Raw genomic sequence first — 16,926 nt, forward strand, 5'->3', positions numbered from 1 at the left:
CCTGGGAGGGCGCACATGTCGCCTCGGCACTTCCTCCACCCGGCCCGCCGCCGTACCGGCGAACCGGCCCGCCGCTGTCTGCGGCCGATCCTGGCCGCGGCGCTCGCGCTGCTCACCACCTCGGCCGGCCTCGCCGTGCCCGGCCCCGCGCGGGCGGCGCCGGCGGCGAACTACACCAACCCGCTGGTGAACCAGCGGGCCGACCCGCACATCGTCCGGCACACCGACGGCTACTACTACATGACCGCGACGGTGCCGCAGTACGACCGGATCGTGCTCCGGCGCGCCACCACCCTGCAGGGGCTGGCCACCGCCACCGAGACGACGATCTGGCGGCGGCACACCAGCGGCGAGATGGGCGCCCACATCTGGGCTCCGGAGATCCACTTCATCAACGGCAGGTGGTACGTCTACTTCGCCGCCGGGCGGACCGACGACGTGTGGCGGATCCGGATGTACGTGCTGGACAACGCGAGCGCCAACCCGCTGACCGGCTCGTGGACCGAACGCGGCCGGATCACCACGCCGTGGGACACGTTCAGCCTGGACGCCTCGACGTTCGTGGTGAACGGGGTGCGGTATCTGACCTGGGCCCAGCAGGAGCCGGGCATCTCCACCAACTCCAACGTCTACCTCGCCCGGATGGGCGCCGAACCGTGGCAGATCACCGGCCCGGTGGCCCGGCTGGTCGTGCCGGCGTACGACTGGGAGACCCGCGGCTACCGGGTGGCCGAGGGACCGGCGGTGATCCAGCGCAACGGCCGGGTCTTCCTCACGTACTCGGCCAGCGCCACCGACGCGAACTACTGCCTCGGCATGCTCACCGCGTCGGCCGGCGCGAACCTGCTCGACCCCGCCTCCTGGAGCAAGAGCCCCACTCCGGTGTTCGCCAGCAACGCCGCCACCGGCCAGTACGGCCCCGGCCACAACTCCTTCACCGTCTCCGAGGACGGGCAGAGCGACATCCTGGTCTACCACGACCGCAACTACCGGGACATCAGCGGCGACCCGCTCGACGACCCGAACCGGCGGACCAGGATCCAGAAGCTGTACTGGAACACCGACGGCACGCCGAACCTCGGCATCCCCGTGCCCGACGGGGCCACCCCGGTCCGGTTGCGCTCGCACGATCTCACCGGGAGCTACATCCGGCACTACGACTACCGGGCCCGGGTCGAGCCGAACGTCACGAACCTCGCCGACTCGCAGTTCCGCATCGTCCCCGGTCTCGCCGGCGCCGGATCGGTCTCGCTGGAGTCGACGAACTTCCCCGGCTTCTACCTGCGTCACCGGGCCTTCGCCCTCTACGTCGAACGCGACGACGGCTCGGCCCTGTTCGACGGCGACGCGAGCTTCCAGCGCCGGCCGGGGCTGGCCGCCGCCGAGGGTCTCTCACTGGAGTCGCAGAACTACCCCGGCCGGTACGTCCGCCATCGGGACGGACTGCTCCAGCTCGAAACGGTGGGCACCGGCGCGGACCGGGGCGCCGCCACCTTCCACCTGGAGTAGGCGCCCGACAACCGCTGCGCCGGACTCGGCGTACCCCTTTCCCGGAGGTCGAACGATGCTCAACCCCGCAGTGACGGCACCGCCCGGCGCCCCACGGGTCCGGCGCCGCGCCGGCCTGGCACTGGCCCTGGTGGCGGCGCTGGCCGCCGTGGCCGGCGCCGCCGTGGTGGCCGCGCCCTCGGCGCAGGCGGCCACCATCGACACCGGCGCCTGGTACGTGCTCGTCAACCGCAACAGCGGCAAGGTTCTCGACGTCCGGGACACCTCGACCAGCGACGGCGCGGCGATCCAGCAGTGGTCCCGCAACGACGGCGAGTGGCAGCAGTTCCAGTTCGTCTCCTCCGGCAGCGGCTACTACCGCCTGAAGGCCCGCCACAGCGGCAAGGTGGTCGACCTGTGGGAGTGGAACGTCGCCGACGGCGCGGAGTACCGGCAGTGGCCCGACCTCGACGCCGCCAACCAGCAGTTCCAGGTGCGCGACTCGGACAGCGGCTACATCCGGCTGATCAACCGGCACGCCGGGAAGGCCCTGGAGGTCTGGGAACGGTCGACCGCCGACGGTGCCCGGGTCAGCCAGTACGCCGACCTCAACGGCACCAACCAGCAGTGGCAGATGGTCCGGGTGGGCACCGGCGGCACACCGACCACCCCGCCGCCGTCCACCGGGTGCGGCAGCGGCTCCTACCAGGCCGAGGCGGTGCTCAACGGCGGCACCTGGACGGTCCGCAACGGGTCGTCGACGGTGTACTCGGGCGGGGACATGCTCGCCGCGATGCAGGCCGCGGTGAACTCGCTCTCGGCAGGACGGACCGCCAAGCAGCGGGTGGTGGTGCGCGGCTCCGGCTCGATGAGCGCCGGGTCGCGGTTGTCGCTGCCGTCGTACACGACGCTCGCGGTCTGCGGCACGATCAACGTGACCGGCTCGGGATCGGGCGACTACGCGCCCGTCTACTCGCGCGGGACCACCGACGTCGAGGTGCAGAACCTGACCCTCACCGGGGCGCCGCTGTACGGGATCTTCATGCGCAACGTGAACAACCTGACGCTCGGGCAGATCGACATGCGGCTGTCCGGCGGCCTGGGGGTGCGGATCGACAACCACGGCGGTGACCGGGCGGTCAAGGTGCGCAACGTGCGCATCGACACCGTGTACGTGTCCGGCACGGGCGCGCACGGCGTGGAGACGTACGGCGTGGACGGCCTGACCATCGGCACCGTCACCGCGCGCAACACCGGCTACTCCGGTCTGCTGCTCAACGACACGATCAACGCCACAGTGGGCACCGTCGACGCGCAGGGCGCCGGCACCGGAACCGGGTACGCGGCGTTCCGGATGGCCAACCGCAACGGCCGGATCGGCAGCTCGTACCCGACGAACATCCGGGTCGGCACCGTGATCGCGTCCGGTGGCGGGCGAGGGATCTTCTGCGTCTCGGAGTCCGGCGGCGCGGTCGTCGACCGGGTGACCATCTCGAACACCGGCAACAACTCGATCCTCGTGGAGAACTGCTACAACGTCACGATCGCCGGGGTGTCCGGCACGGTGACCGGCGGCGGCGAGGTGCGGATCGCCTCGCGGACCGAGTTCCCGATCTCCTCCGGTATCCGCTTCCAGAACCTGACGGTCACCAACACGAACATCACCCAGAGCCCGTGCGGCGGGGCGAACAACACGATCAGCAACGTCACACGGGTCAACTCGACGCTGACCTGGTGCTGACGATCCGGCTGCCCCGCAGCGCCGGTGGCGCGCGGGGCAGCCGGTCAGGCCCGGGGCAGCACGCCCAGCAGGGTCGCGGTCAGGGCCATCGTCAGCGAGCCCGCCATCTCCAGGTGCAGGCGGGCCAGTTCGGGCTCGGCCCGGTAGGCCGCCGCCAGGCTCGGCGGCGGTGTGCTGTACGCCGACAGCGCGCCGGCCAGCACCATGGTCTGGAGGCTGAACAGCGTCGCGTTCTCGCCCAGCTCCGGCAGGTGCTTGCGCACCAGGCCGGTCATGGTCGCGAGGCGGTCCAGGGAGGCGCGCTTGTAGCGCGCCACGACCTCGACGGAGACGTTGTGCTCCAGGACGCTGCCCTGCGCGCCGAACAGGTCGCACATCACCGACCGCCGGGCGAGCGAGCGGCTGAGGATCCCGGCCACGGCGGTCGCCCGCTCGGTCATCGGCAGGTTCGCGTCGACGCCGTCGGCCAGCTCGTCGGCCAGCTCGGTCAGCCACTCCCGCAGGTAGCGGTCCAGCAGCTCCAGCAGCACCGCCTCGCGGGACTCGAAGTAGCGCAGCACGTTCGGCTTCGCCAGGCCGACCCGGCGGCTGAGCTCGTTCAGGGTGACAGCGGCCACCGGCATCTCGTCGAGCATCGCCGACGCCGCGTCGAGGATCGCCTGCCGGCGAACCTCTCGCTGCTCCTCGGTCCGCGCCCGCTGGAATGTCACGCCGCCAGCCTAACTTAAGTACCTCCGGTACGTTGACAACGTACCGGAAGTATCTTAGCGTCGCCGATACAAGATACTTCCGGTACTTTAGTTGGAGGCGTGGCATGGGCGAGACGTGGACGACGGCGAACATCCCGAACCAGCGCGGGCGGGTGGCGGTGGTGACCGGGGCCAACACCGGACTGGGGTACGAGACCGCGAAGGCGCTCGCCGAGCGCGGGGCCTCGGTCGTGCTCGCCGTACGCGACGTGGAGAAGGGCGCGCGGGCCGCGTCCGGCATGCCCGGCGACGTGACGGTGCAGGCGCTGGATCTGACCTCGCTCGACTCCGTCCGTACCGCCGCGGCGGCGCTGCGGTCCCGGTTCGACCGGATCGACCTGCTGATCAACAACGCGGGCGTGATGTACACCCCGAAGCGGACCACCCGCGACGGCTTCGAACTCCAGTTCGGCACCAACCACCTCGGCCACTTCGCACTCACCGGGCTGCTGCTGGACCTGATGCTGCCGGCACCCGGCTCACGCGTGGTGACGGTCAGCAGCACCGGCCACCGCATCCGCGCCGCGATCCACTTCGACGACCTGCACTTCGAGCGCTCGTACGGCCGAGCCGCCGCCTACGGTCAGTCCAAGCTGGCCAACCTGATGTTCACGTACGAGTTGCAGCGCCGGCTCGCCCCGTACGGCACCACCGTCGCGGTGGCCGCGCATCCGGGCATGTCCAGCACCGAACTCGCCCGCAACACCCCCGCGGCCCTGCGGCTTCCGCTCACCTGGCTCGCGCCGCTGATCACCCAGACGCCCCCGATGGGCGCGTTGCCCACGCTGCGGGCCGCCACCGACCCCGCCGTGCTCGGCGGCCAGTACTACGGCCCCGGCGGACGGTACGAGGTGAAGGGTCACCCCCGGCTCGTCACCTCCAGCCCGCAGTCGTACGAGGTGGCCGTCCAGCAGCGGCTGTGGGCCGTGTCCGAGGACCTCACCGGCGTGCGGTTCCCCGTCCGGCCCGGGCAGCGCCCGGTTTCGGCGGGACCCTCCGGCGTGAAGTAGCCCCGGCTCTCTGTTCCGCATTCGGCAGCGCGGGACGGGACGTCTTTGTGACGCTTCGATCGTGGAGATACCCGGCGGCGACAGAGGCGTCGAGCTGCGCATCCACGGGGTGTCCGGCGCGTCGGCGGAGACGATCGTCGACCATCCGATAGTGGTACGCGTGGCCGGCGACGGGCACGCCGGGTTCTACCGGGTCCGGGAAGGGCTCGGCTCGGCCGGCGGCGCGACCGCCGGAGTGGTGGTGGAGGCGTACCGCTGGGGGACCCTGACCGCCGGGGTGGCGGTGCGGACGGCGTCGATGCTGGTGCTGCTGCCGTTCATGCTGAGCAACCTGGCGGTGTGGATGCGTTCCACGCCGGTGGACCGCTGCGGCCTGCTCGGCGGGCTGTGCCGCCTGCTGGCCGGATCGCTGACCGTGGCGTTCACGCTGGCACTGGTCGGGGTCACCATGAACCTGACCGGCTGGCAGTGCGTCCCGTACGCCGAGTGCCGGGAGGGGAGACCGTATCTGTCGTGGCTGGTGGCGCTGCCGATCGGCCCGCGCCTGGCCGTGCTGGCACTGGTTCCGCTGCTGGCGCTGCGGGTGTTCTGGGCCGTCGGGAAGCGGTCGGCCGCCGCTTTCGAGGGCTTCGGATCGGCCCCGCCGCGCGGGCGGTTCCTGGAGTCGACCGGGAGTCTCGCCGCCCCCGGGGTCTGGCACGACGAGCAGATGACCTCGTGGCTGCGTCAGATCCACGTCGGTCTCGGTGCCGGCACCGTCGGCGTCAGCCTCGTCGTCGCGGTGTCGCACGGCCGGTGGAGCGCCGTCGCCGTCGGGCTGCTCGGCCTCGCCGCCGGGCTCGTGGTCCTCTGCGCCGTGCTGCTGACCGTGGCCGTCCCCGCTGGGTGGGCCGGGCCGTTGCGCCGCGTGGTCTGGAGCCTGGTCGTGGTGGCCACCGTGTCGAGCCTGGGGTACGCCGTGTCCCGGCGGGAGGTTCCCGTGCCGGCCGGGCAGATGCCGGGCTACGAGGGTGCCGTCGCCGGTCTGGTCGCGGCGCAGGGGCTGATGCTGGTCCTGATCGCCGCGGTGACGCTCGTGCGCCGGCGCGCCCGGCCGGCCGGCTCCCGCGCCCTGCTCCGTGGGCTCGGCACACCGCTGGTCGCGGCCATGTCGGTCACCGTCGCCTCCGCCTACACGGCCACGCTCGTGTTCCGGACGGCGGACCAGCTCGACCGGGGTCGCATCCCCGACCCGATCCGGAACAACCCACCCGCCCTGGGACCGCTGGAACCACCCGTCGCGTACTGGTGGGCGGCGCTGGCCGGGCTCGCCGCTCTGCTCGTCGTCAGCGCGGCGATCGCCGTCACCCTGCCGGTGGCCCGGCGCCGGCGGCGGGCGTACGCGCGACGCGTGGTCGAGCACGACTATCCCGACGCGCCCGCCGAGGCGACGCCACGCCTCGACGCGGTCCGCTCGACGATCGCCCGGTCCTTCGTGACCGACGAGCTCGGACCGACATTCGTGGCGTTCTTCGTGATCTCGTCGGTCGGGCTCGCCACCGTCGCGCTCGACCTGATCGGGATCGGCCCCACCCAGCTCGTCGCCCGCCTCGGCCGCCGGCACGACATGCTCGCCGTGCTGACCGCGTACGTGACAGACGTCGGCATCTGGGTCATCAGTCTGCTCGTCATCGGGCTGCTGATCCTGGGCTACCGGGCGTACCGGTCGCCGGAGACCCGCCGGCTCGTCGGCGTCCTGTGGGACCTGGGCACGTTCTGGCCGCGTACGGTGCACCCGTTCGCGCCGCCGTGCTACGCCGCCCGCGCCGTACCGGAGCTGGCCCGGCGGGTCACCGCGCTCGCCGCACAGGGCCCGGTGGTGATCTCGGGACACAGCCACGGCTCCGTCCTGGCCGCCGCCACAGTCCTGCAGCTGCCGGCGGAGGCCCTGCCCCACGTCGCGTTGCTGACCCACGGCAGCCCGCTGCACCGCATCTACGCCCGCCTCTACCCGGTGTATCTCGGTGAGCAGGCGCTGCGCGACCTCGGCGACCGGATCGGCTGGCGCTGGCGCAACCTGTGGCGCGACACCGATCCGATCGGCGGCCCGATCTTCGCCGACCCGGGTCTGCGGGCCCACCTGCCCCCGGCCGCCGGGGCGGTCGACGTCCGGCTGCGGGATCCGCGCAGCGTCGTCGTGGAGACGCCGGACACCGTGCCGCCGCCGGTCGAACGCCACTGGCACTACCACACCGAGCCGGAGTACCGGGAGGCCGTGCGGGAACTCGTCGACGACATCCGGGTCGGCACCCCCGGCTGAGGCCGCCCCGCGTACCGCCGCCGGCCACCGCGACGACCGGCGGCCGCCGCCGCTCACAGCAGCCGTCGGCGGGTCAGGAGCCGGAAGGCCAGATACCCCGGCGGTACCGGGAGCCAGAACGTCGCGAGGCGGTAGATCAGGGTGCCCGCGACGGCGGCGTCCAGTGGCACTCCGTAGAGCAGCAGCCCGGAGACGAGCGCGGCCTCGGTGGCGCCGAGCCCGCCGGGGGTGGGTGCGGCGGACGAGACACCCTCGCCGACGAGGCAGACCAGGATCACCGGGGGCAGGTGCGCGAGGGGGAGCGGGCCGGTGGCGAGGAGCGCGAGGTAGAGACAGAGGCCGTAGGTGAGGGTGAGCGCCGTGGACGCGACGACGAGCCACCGCAGGCCGTGCTGACGGGTCAGGGCGCGCAGGGCGGTGACGACCTGGCCGGCCGCGTCGCGTCCGCGCCGGCGCAGCCGTGGCGCGGCGAGGACGGCCGCCAGGACGAGCAGCACAGCCAGGGCGCCCAACAGCAGCGGTATCGCTCTGGTCGCGTCGTGGGCGAGGACGCGGGCGGGCCGGCGGGCGAACGGCAGCAGCACCGGCAGGAGCAGCACGACCGACACCGCACCGGCGGCGCGGGAGACGCCGACGGCAGTGGCCGCTTCGGCGGTGGCGAGTTGCTTCTGGTGCAGGTAACGCAGGCTGAGCGCGGCGCCGCCGAGGCTGCCGGGAGCCAGCCGGTTGGCGAACGACGCGGCCACCTGCACCAGGGTGGCCTCGCCCAGCGGGATCCGCTTGGCCGCGGCGAGCCGGAGCACGAGGCCGCTGAGCAGGTAGGTCAGGGCGGAGCCGAGCAGCGTCGCGGCGACCGCGAGCGGGTCGGCGTGCAGGATGAGACGCGCCGCGGTGCGTATCTCGCCGAGCTGCGGGAGCAGCAGGTGCACGATCAGCCCCAGGATCAGCAGCTCCAGGACGGTGCGGCGGTTGATCCGGACCACCTTCGCCGCCGGGCGGTCGCGGCCGGGGCAGCGGCGCACGATCTCCTGGCGGAGGCTGTCGAGCACGCCGGGACGGCCGCGCAGGGCGCTGCGGCCGGCGCGGGACAGCACCGCGGGCTGCAGGAACGGCACGCTGTCCGCGACCGCCGCGGCGCCCAGACGGTCGACCGCGGCGGCGACCACAGCGGCGGGCGCCACCCGCGCGGAGAGGGCGACCATCAGCTCGACGACGTCGCGGGCCTGCTGGTCGGCCGGCGCGTCGTCGGTGGCGAAGCCCAGGTCCACCAGGTAGGCGTGGTCCCGGCCGACGAGCACGTTCGCGGCACGCAGGTCGCGGTGTGCGATGCCGGCCCGGTGCAGGCGAGCCACCTGGTCCCACGCGTCGCGCACGGCGGCGAGCGGAACCGGTCCGACGACGGCGTGCAGCGGGGCGGCGTCGACGAACTCCTGCACCAGCACGGCGTCGCCGCCGGACATGGCGGCGGTCGTGACGACCGCCGGGATCCGCACGCCGGCGCGCTCGGCCAGCAGGGTCATACAGGTTTCGTGTTCGCTCTGCTGGCGGGCGCTCAGATACGGGGGCGCGTCGGCCACGTGCCGGTACCGCGCCCTGCGGTAGAGCTTGTAGGCCCAGTCCGCGTCGCGTTGCTCGCCGCCGGTCACCTTGACGAACAACTGCCGCCCACCGGTGGTGACCGCCCGCCACGGCTGCGACCCGCGGGCGTCGCCGTGGATCGGCGTCAGCCCGGCCGCGTCGATCCCGCGCCGCCGCAGCGCCGCCCGCAGGGCGGGCGCCGACCGCTGCGGCCCGACCTCGCCGACCACGAGCCGTGTCACGCAGACCGCGAGCCAGCCGACGAGAAACCCGCCGACCACGTCGACCGGCAGGTGCGCTCCGACGTGGATCCGGGCCACGGCCACCAGGGCGATCGCCGCCCAGGCCGCCCGGCGCCACCGGGTGCCCCCGGCCCGCGCCGCGACGAGCGCCAGGGCGGTGGCGACCGCGACGTGTCCGGAGGGGTATCCGTACCGCCCGGTGATCGTCTCGCGCAGGACCACGTCGGTGAGCAACGCCGACGGCCGCTGCCGGGCGACCACGGCCTTGGCGGCGACCGCGAGCCAGTACGCCAGGTTCCCGGCCAGCAGCAGGCTCCACGCCGTGCCGATCCGGCGGGCGAGGGCGGCTGCGGTGGCGGCGACGAACACCGCCGGGTAGGAGCCGAGCTGCATGACCAGAACCAGGACCGGAGTCAGCCCGGCGGGAAGGTGGTTGAGAAGGGAGAACAGGTCCCGTTCCCAGGGCGGCACCCGGGGGCTCCGCACGGCCGCGCTCAGCGCTGCCAGCAGACCGGTCGAGGCGGCCAGGCTGACCAGCAGGGCGGGCGACGGGCGATGCGTGCGCGCTACCACCGGTCCTCGGCCGCCCCTCAATCGGCGCAGATGCCTGCTGTCGACCCGAACCCTACGGATCGCCGACCCGCCGGATGGTCCTGTTCGCCACCGGCCAACCCGTCGGGGGCGACAATCAGCGGGTGGTGGACAAGGCGGTGGAGGCGCTCGCCGCGCTGCCGCCAGTCCTCGTCCTGACCCTGGTGATCGTCCTGCCGGCTCTGGAGTCCTCGACGCTGCTCGGGCTCGTCGTACCGGGTGAGGCGGCGATCCTGATCGGAGGGCTGGTGGCCCACGACGGCGGGCTGCCGCTGTGGGCGGTGGCCGCCGCCGGGACCGTCGGGGCGTGCCTCGGGGACCAGGCCGGGTACGCCCTGGGCCGCCGGTACGGCCCGGGAGTGCTCGCCCGCGCCCCGCGGGTGCTGCGCCGGCGCCTCGACCTCGCGCGGGCCCGGCGCCTGGTCGCCCGCCGCGGGGCGTGGGCGGTGGTGATCGGACGCTGGGTGGCGGTCCTGCGGGCCGTGGTCCCAGTACTCGCGGGCACCGCCGGGATGCGCTGGCCGGTGTTCCTCCGGGCCAACCTGGCCGGTGGGCTGGTGTGGGCGACAGCCGTGGCGGTGCTGGGCTATCTGGGCGCCGCCTCCTACCGGTATCTGGAGCGGGAACTGGGTATCGGGGAGTGGGTTCTGCTGACCTTGATCGCCGCCGCTGTGGCGTCGCGGGTCTGGTGGGTCCGGCGGAGGGCGGCCCGCCGGTGAACGGTGGCGTCAGCCGCGACCGCGCACCAGGGGCAGGAACACCTCGTCCACGATCTCGACCAGCACCTCGTCGGGGACGGAGGGGACGCCGCGCATGGCGTACTCGGCGCGCAGCAGCATCATCGGTACCGTCGCCACCCGGTGACGGACGGCCGCCGCCGGCGCCTCGCCCCGGGCCGCGGCCCGTTCCAGCATCCCGATCCAGGCGCGGTCCATGGTGTCGGCGCCGGACCGTTCGCGCATGAGCGTGAGCAGTTCCGGGTCGTCGGCGGCGGCGGCGAGCAGGCCGCGCAGGACGGCCCCGTGCGGGGACGACCACGTCTCGTTTGCCAGCCGGAGCATCTCGAGCGCGTCGCCCCGCAGCGTGCCCGTGTCCGGGTCCGGCATGGCCGCGTCGGACAGGTGGCGGTACGCCGCGACGCCCAGCGCCGCCCGGTGCGGCCACCGGCGGTAGATGGCGTTCTTGTTGGTCCCGGCGCGGGCGGCGACCCGGTCCATCGTCATCCCCGCGTATCCGGACTCGCGCAGTTCCTCCGCCGCGGCCCGCAGGATCGCCTGTTCCAGTTCCTCGCCCCGTCGCCTCCTGCTCATGCCTTGCAGGGTACGCGGCGTACCTTATAGGGTACGGCGCGTACCCTGAGAGTGGAGTTCTCGATGCGCGTCTTCGGCATGAACTACGACACCGGCTTCGTCAGCGCCGGATCCACCACCCACGAGCCGTTCGACCCCGACGTCGTGCGCAGCGACCTGCGTGTCATCCGCGACGAGCTGCGTTGCGACGCGGTCCGCGTCACCGGCGGCGTGCAGGACCGGCTGGAGCTGACCGCGCGGATGGCGGCCGAGGCGGGGCTCGAGGTGTGGTACTGCCCGTTCACCAACGGCCTGGACCGCGACGGTCTCATGGCGTTCCTGCTCGACGGCGCCGAGCGGGCCGAGCGGCTGCGGCGTGACGGCGCCCCGGTCGTCTACCTCACCGGTTCCGAGATCTCCCTGTTCACCGACGGCTTCCTGCCCGGCCGTGACCTGACCGAGCGCATGGCGGTGTTCACCGACCCGATGCGGATGCGGGAGGCGGTCCCGGCCGCGCGGGCCGCGGTGCGGGACTTCCTCGCGGAAGCGGTACCCGCGGTGCGGGAGCGCTTCGGCGGCCCCGTCGGGTACGCCTCTATCCCGCTCGAAGACGTCGACTGGACGGCCTTCGACATCGTCGCCAGCGACGCCGGCTACCGCGACGCGACCAACTCCGCGGTGTTCCCGCAGTCCCTGGCGGCGGCCGTGGGACAGGGCAAGCCGTACGCGGCGACCGAGTTCGGCTGCTGCACGTTCCGCGGCGCGGCCGACGTCGCGGGCGCGACGGAGCCGGTGGCCTACGACGAGCACGGCCGTGCGGCGAAGCTCACCGCGGAACTGGAGCGCGACGAGGACGGCCAGGCACGCTACCTCGTCGACCTGCTGCGCGACTACGAGGCCGGCGGGGCGGAGGCGGCGTTCGTGTACACGTTCGCGAACCGGCACCTGCCGACCACCGGCGACCCCGGGCACGACTACGACCTGGCGTCACGGGGGATCGTGCGCGTGCTGCCGGACGGCTCGTGGACGCCCAAGGCCGCCTTCCACGCCCTGGCCGAATACGGCCGCGCCCGTGCGCTGAGCCGGACCGAATTCGGTGGTGGCGATCGCGGCGGGCGGGCAAGGTAGGACTGCACACCGGCGGCGAGCGCCGCCACGACGACGATCACCAGGAGAGACGATGCGAGCAGCTTCCACGCTTCGGACCCTTGCCCGTCCTACCGTGGAGCTCCGCCTTGGCCCTGTTGAACCTCGGAATCGTCGCGCATGTTGACGCCGGAAAGACCAGCCTGACCGAACGCCTGCTCTACGAGGCGGGCGCCGTGTCCGAGCCGGGCAGCGTCGACGCCGGCACCACCCGGACCGACTCGATGGACCTGGAACGCCGCCGCGGCATCACCATCCGCGCGGCCGTCACGTCGATCACCATCGGCGACCTGAGCATCAACCTGCTCGACACCCCCGGCCACCCCGACTTCATCGCGGAGGTCGAGCGGTCCCTGGCCGTCCTCGACGCCGCCGTGCTCGTGGTGTCCAGCGTGGAGGGCGTCCAGCCGCAGACCGTCGCGATCTGGCGGGCGCTGCGCCGCATCGGCGTGCCGACCGTGTTCTTCTTCAACAAGGTCGACCGTGGCGGCGCCGACGTGGACCGGGTGACGGCCCAGGTGCGGCACCGGCTCGGAGCGCGGCCGGTGCTTCTCGGCACGGTCACCGGCCAGGGCCGCCGCGAGGCCCGGGTGCAGGCCGTGGACCTCGACGCCGAACCCGTGGTGGCGGAGGTGGCCGAGGTCGACGACGCGGTGGCGGCGCGCTGGCTGACCGATCGGCCGGTGCGCGTCCGCGACGTCCGGCGGGCGCTCCGCCGCGCGGTCGGCCGCGCCGAGCTGGTCCCCGCGGTGTGTGGTTCGGCGATCACCGGCGCCGGGGTACGCCAGTTGTGCGACGTCCTGGCCGACCTGCTGCCGCACGGCGAGACGCGGGACGGCCCGCCGGCGGGCACCGTCTTCGCCGTCGACCGGGACGGGCGCGGCCGGCGCGTCTGGCTGCGGCTGTGGTCCGGGCGGCTGCGGGTGCGGGACCGGGTGCGGCTCACCGGCGGCCGTCCGGAACCGGTGACCGAGATCGCCGTCATCGAGCCCGAGGGCATGCTGGTGCGCGGGTCGGTCTGCGCCGGGCAGATCGCGGCGGTACGCGGGGTGTCGGCCCGGATCGGCCAGCACATCGGCGACCCGCCGCGGCGGCACGCCTACCGGTTCCCGCCGCCGACCCGGCAGGCGGTCGTCGAGCCGGTCGACCCGGCGCAGCGCCTGGCGATGTTCGCCGGCCTGGCCGAGCTGGCCGACGAGGACCCGCTCGTGCACCTGCGCCTCGACGAGCAGCAGGCCGAGGCGGTGATCCGCCTGCACGGCGAGGTCCAGAAGGAGGTCCTCGCAGCCCTGATGGAGGACCGGTACGGCGTCCGGGTGCGGTTCTCCGGCACGCTCACCGCCTGCATCGAACGGGTCGCCGGCACCGGCGGCGCCGAGGAGCGGGTACGGGAGCGCGGCAACCCGTACCTGGCCGGGCTGGGGTTGCGCATCGAGGCCGCCCCGGCCGGGCACGGCATCGAGTTCCGTCCCGGGATCGAGCCGGGCCGGCTGCCGCCGGCGTTCGTCGCCGCCACCGAGGAGGGCGTGCGGGCGGCGCTGCGCCAGGGCCGGCACGGGTGGCCGGTCACCGACTGCACCGTCACCATGACGGCGTCCCGGTACTGGCCCCGGCAGAGCCGGCCGCACCAGAAGTTCGACAAGTCGATCTCGACGGTGGCGGCGGACTTCCGCAACCTCGCCCCGGTCGTGGTCGCCGCCGCGCTGCGGCAGGCCGGTACGCGGGTGTGCCAGCCGATCGAGCGGTTCGACGTCAACCTCCCCCGGCACACGGTGGAGACGGTGCTGGCGCTGCTCGGCCGGCTCGGAGCGGTCGTCCACGACACCGCCGTCGCGGGCGGATACCTGGAGGTGAGCGGCACCCTGCCGTCCGCCCGGGTGCCGCGGGTCGTCGCCGCCCTGCCCGACCTCACCGGCGGCGAGGCGGTCCTGACCACCACCTTCGACCACTACGCGCCGGTCAGCGGCGAGGAACCGCCGAGGCTGCCCCGGCGCGGGCCCGACCCGGACGACCGGGAGGCGTGGTTCCGGGCCGTACCGAGGTAGGCGGCGACGGGAGCGCTGCGGCGATAGGATCACCGGCGCCCGCCGCCGCCCGTACCCGTTGGAGCCCCGCTGTCAGCGCAGCCGGCCACCCGCCCCGCCCGGCGTGTCCGCCGGGTGCTGGCCGCGGTGTGCCTGCTCGTCGTGGCCGGGCTGCCCGCCGGGTCGTCGGGCGCCGGCGCCACCGGCACGGGAACGCTGCGGGTGCTCCAGATGAACCTGTGCAACAGCGGCCGGGCCGGCTGCTACACCGGCCGGGCCGTCCGCCAGGCCGCCGACGTGATCGCCGCCGAGACGCCCGACGTGGTCACGCTCAACGAGATCTGCCGCGACGACGTGGTGACGCTGGAGCGGACGCTGCGGGCCGCCCGTGCCGGCGGGACGGTGATGTCCGCGTTCCAGGCCGCCGGTGACCGCCCCTCCCGCGGTCCCACCCGGTGCAACAACGGCGAGCCGTACGGGATCGGGCTGCTGACCCGCCTCGACGACCGTGACGCCCGGCCCTCGGTGCACCGGGGGACCTACCCGGCGCAGGACCTCGCCGACCCGGAGGAACGGGTCTGGCTGTGCGTCCGGGCCGCCGGACTCCACGCCTGCACCACGCACCTGGCGAACACCAGCGCCCAGGTCGCGCTGGCCCAGTGCGGACATCTGCTCGGCGCGGTGGTGCCGGACGTCCGGGGCGACGCCGGGAGCGCGCCGGCCGTCGTCGGGGGTGACCTCAACCTCCGTGCCGGTGGCACGCCGGACGTGCGCTCCTGCGTGCCGGCCGGCTACCGGCGGATCGACGACGGCGCCCGGCAGCAGATCGTGACGTCGAGCGGCGTGACGATCTGCTGCCGCCGCGCGGTGGACATGCGCGGCACGACCGACCATCCGGCGCTGCTGGCGACCATGATCCGCTCGTGGTCCGTGCCGCCACCGGGACGGTACTGACCGGGGTCTCCGTAAGCGCGGTGGAATTGGTCCGCCGCCCGTGCAACGTCCCGGGCGGGTCCGGCCGTTCTACCTCCGTCACGAGGAGGCAGTCGATTGAAAGCCGAAGACGAGCAAGCGTTCCGCGAGTTCGTGACGTCACAGATGGCGTCCCTGCGCAAGCTGGCGTACATGACCTGCGGCGACTGGCACGCCGCGGAGGACGCCGTGGCCAACGCGCTGGTCAAGCTCTATCCGCGCTGGCGGAAGCTGGAACGGCCCGATCTCTACGTCAAGACCATGGTGTACCGGGCCGCGATCGACGAGACGCGCCGGCCCTGGCGGCGCGAACGGTCGGCCGGCGACGCCATGCCGGACGTCACGGTGCGGGACACGGCGGCGACGACCGACGAGCGGATGCGCCTGCGGGCGGCGCTCGAGACCGTGCCGGCGCGGCAGCGGGCCGCCGTGGTGCTGCGGCACTACCTGGACCTGAGCCTGGAGGACACGGCCGCCGTGCTCGGCTGCACGGTGGGCACGGCCAAGAGCCAGGTCTCCCGCGGGCTGGCGAAGCTGCGCGAGTCACTCGGCGGCGAACACCTCAATCTCACCGGCATGCCGATAGGGGAGTGGACCAATGCAGTTGCGTGAACTGGTGGACGCCGTGACCGGCGACGAGCCGCCGATGGGCCGTACCGTCGACGACATCGTCGCGGCTGGGCGGCGCGCCGAACGGCGCCGCCGGACCCGGTTCGCCACAGCCGGCGCGGCGGGCCTCGTCGCGGTGGCGGTCGCCGCCGCGATCACGGTGCCGACCCTGGACGCGAGGCGCACCTCCTCGGCGCTGTCCGGGGCGCCGCGTCCGGGCGTCAGCCCCTGGCCGGACGCCTCGCCGTTCACCTTCACCTTCACCGGATACGACGCCGGCACGCTGCACGTGCAGGACCCGATCGTCGTGTCGACCGCGTACCAGATCGCTCCCGTCTACTCCGACCGGCACACCTCGAACGACAGGCCCGTCGGCCCGGACGAGGCCGAGGCGATCGAGCAGGAGAAGACGGCCGCCGGGGCGAAGCCGAGCCTGTGGGCGTACCTGACCGTCTACCGGCCCGGCGCCTTCGATCCGGCCGCGGTCAAGGACGGCCGGAGCGTCCGGGTGGCCGGGCGCAGGGCGGTGCAGGCGACGCTGCCGTTCGGCTTCGAACCACGCAACCCGGTGGATCCGGGCAACAAGCTGTTCGCCTGGGAGTACGCCCACAACGCCTGGGCGGCCGTCACGTCGATCTCCCGCGACGCGGCGACGCCGAGTTTCGAAGACCTGGGCGGCCTGGTCGCGGGCCTCAAGCCGGCCGGGCCGACGCCGGCTCCGCTGCCGTTCACGGTGGGCTACCTGCCGCGGGGTTACGTGCCGCTCCAGGTGGGCACGCACGCCATGCCCGGCCTGAGCGGCATCGCCACCGCCCGCGCCGGTGACTACGGCGGCGCGACGTACACCAGGCCGCCCCTGCGCACCTCGGGCCTGACCGCGCCGTTCGACTCGGTCGAGGGCGGGATCAGGGACGGGTTCCACATCTTCGTCACGCCGAGCACCAGCTCCAACCAGTCACCGGAGCCCGGCGCGACGAGGTGCTATCCGGGTGCGGCCCGCAGAGGCGGGTTCTGCAACGTCTGGAGCGCCGACGGCAGTGTCGTGGTCCAGGTCAGCTCCGAGGGCGTCGGCGGCCAGCTGCCCCAGGCCGAGCTGCTGCGGATCGCCGAGGGGATCACCGTCGCCGACGACGTGCGGGACGAGTCGACTTGGACGCCCGCCGGGGACGCCCTGACACCCTGACCCGA

General features: G+C 73.6%; 13 protein-coding genes. 10 read left to right on the plus strand and 3 right to left on the minus strand.

Features of this window, described 5'->3' with window-relative positions; translation table 11 throughout:
* Nucleotides 1-15 precede the first annotated feature (15 nt).
* A complete protein-coding gene (locus ACN27D_RS28765; protein WP_421500499.1) occupies nucleotides 16-1,509 on the plus strand; it encodes a family 43 glycosylhydrolase in 1,494 nt (497 codons plus the stop codon).
* A 55-nt stretch (nucleotides 1,510-1,564) separates the two neighbouring features.
* Nucleotides 1,565-3,229 (plus strand): RICIN domain-containing protein, encoded by a 1,665-nt coding sequence (locus tag ACN27D_RS28770; protein WP_421500500.1) that lies wholly within the window; start codon nucleotides 1,565-1,567, stop codon nucleotides 3,227-3,229.
* A 44-nt stretch (nucleotides 3,230-3,273) separates the two neighbouring features.
* Here ACN27D_RS28770 and ACN27D_RS28775 read toward each other — a convergent pair whose 3' ends face one another.
* Entirely contained in the window at nucleotides 3,274-3,939 is a 666-nt protein-coding gene (locus ACN27D_RS28775) for a TetR/AcrR family transcriptional regulator (RefSeq protein WP_421500501.1), read from the minus strand.
* 104 nt (nucleotides 3,940-4,043) lie between these two features.
* Here ACN27D_RS28775 and ACN27D_RS28780 point away from each other — a divergent pair, with 104 nt between their 5' ends.
* Both ACN27D_RS28780 and ACN27D_RS28785 read left to right on the plus strand, forming a co-directional pair.
* Nucleotides 4,044-4,988: an SDR family NAD(P)-dependent oxidoreductase gene (locus ACN27D_RS28780; protein ID WP_120570391.1), complete on the plus strand. Its 945-nt coding sequence runs from the start codon at nucleotides 4,044-4,046 to the stop codon at nucleotides 4,986-4,988.
* 61 nt (nucleotides 4,989-5,049) lie between these two features.
* Nucleotides 5,050-7,287, plus strand: coding sequence for a hypothetical protein (locus ACN27D_RS28785; protein WP_421500502.1), 2,238 nt, complete (start codon nucleotides 5,050-5,052; stop codon nucleotides 7,285-7,287).
* Nucleotides 7,288-7,340: 53 nt separating this feature from the next.
* Here the strand turns inward: ACN27D_RS28785 and ACN27D_RS28790 are convergent, their stop codons facing one another.
* Complete coding sequence (locus ACN27D_RS28790; RefSeq protein WP_421500503.1) at nucleotides 7,341-9,680, minus strand: lysylphosphatidylglycerol synthase domain-containing protein; 2,340 nt, start codon at nucleotides 9,678-9,680, stop codon at nucleotides 7,341-7,343.
* Nucleotides 9,681-9,802: 122 nt separating this feature from the next.
* On the opposite strand from ACN27D_RS28790, the gene ACN27D_RS28795 reads away from it, so the two are divergent.
* A complete protein-coding gene (locus ACN27D_RS28795) occupies nucleotides 9,803-10,417 on the plus strand; it encodes a DedA family protein (RefSeq protein WP_421500504.1) in 615 nt (204 codons plus the stop codon).
* Nucleotides 10,418-10,426: 9 nt separating this feature from the next.
* Here ACN27D_RS28795 and ACN27D_RS28800 read toward each other — a convergent pair whose 3' ends face one another.
* A complete protein-coding gene (locus ACN27D_RS28800; RefSeq protein WP_357896074.1) occupies nucleotides 10,427-11,008 on the minus strand; it encodes a TetR/AcrR family transcriptional regulator in 582 nt (193 codons plus the stop codon).
* A 51-nt stretch (nucleotides 11,009-11,059) separates the two neighbouring features.
* On the opposite strand from ACN27D_RS28800, the gene ACN27D_RS28805 reads away from it, so the two are divergent.
* The 5 genes from ACN27D_RS28805 (at nucleotide 11,060) to ACN27D_RS28825 (ending at nucleotide 16,921) form a co-directional block, all read left to right on the plus strand.
* Nucleotides 11,060-12,115 carry a hypothetical protein gene (locus ACN27D_RS28805; RefSeq protein ID WP_421500505.1) on the plus strand — a complete coding sequence of 352 codons (1,056 nt, stop codon included), beginning with the start codon at nucleotides 11,060-11,062 and terminating at the stop codon, nucleotides 12,113-12,115.
* A gap of 107 nt (nucleotides 12,116-12,222) precedes the next feature.
* Nucleotides 12,223-14,178: a GTP-binding protein gene (locus ACN27D_RS28810; RefSeq protein WP_421500506.1), complete on the plus strand. Its 1,956-nt coding sequence runs from the start codon at nucleotides 12,223-12,225 to the stop codon at nucleotides 14,176-14,178.
* Between the two features lie 114 nt (nucleotides 14,179-14,292).
* Entirely contained in the window at nucleotides 14,293-15,111 is an 819-nt protein-coding gene (locus ACN27D_RS28815; protein WP_421500507.1) for an endonuclease/exonuclease/phosphatase family protein, read from the plus strand.
* Nucleotides 15,112-15,207: 96 nt separating this feature from the next.
* Nucleotides 15,208-15,741 (plus strand): SigE family RNA polymerase sigma factor, encoded by a 534-nt coding sequence (locus ACN27D_RS28820; RefSeq protein WP_421500508.1) that lies wholly within the window; start codon nucleotides 15,208-15,210, stop codon nucleotides 15,739-15,741.
* A complete protein-coding gene (locus ACN27D_RS28825) occupies nucleotides 15,728-16,921 on the plus strand; it encodes a hypothetical protein (RefSeq protein WP_421500509.1) in 1,194 nt (397 codons plus the stop codon). Before ACN27D_RS28820 ends, ACN27D_RS28825 begins: the two co-directional genes overlap by 14 nt.
* The last annotated feature ends 5 nt before the right edge of the window (nucleotides 16,922-16,926 follow it).

This window comes from Micromonospora sp. WMMD1274 (assembly GCF_049179035.1).
Lineage (GTDB): Bacteria > Actinomycetota > Actinomycetes > Mycobacteriales > Micromonosporaceae > Micromonospora > Micromonospora tulbaghiae.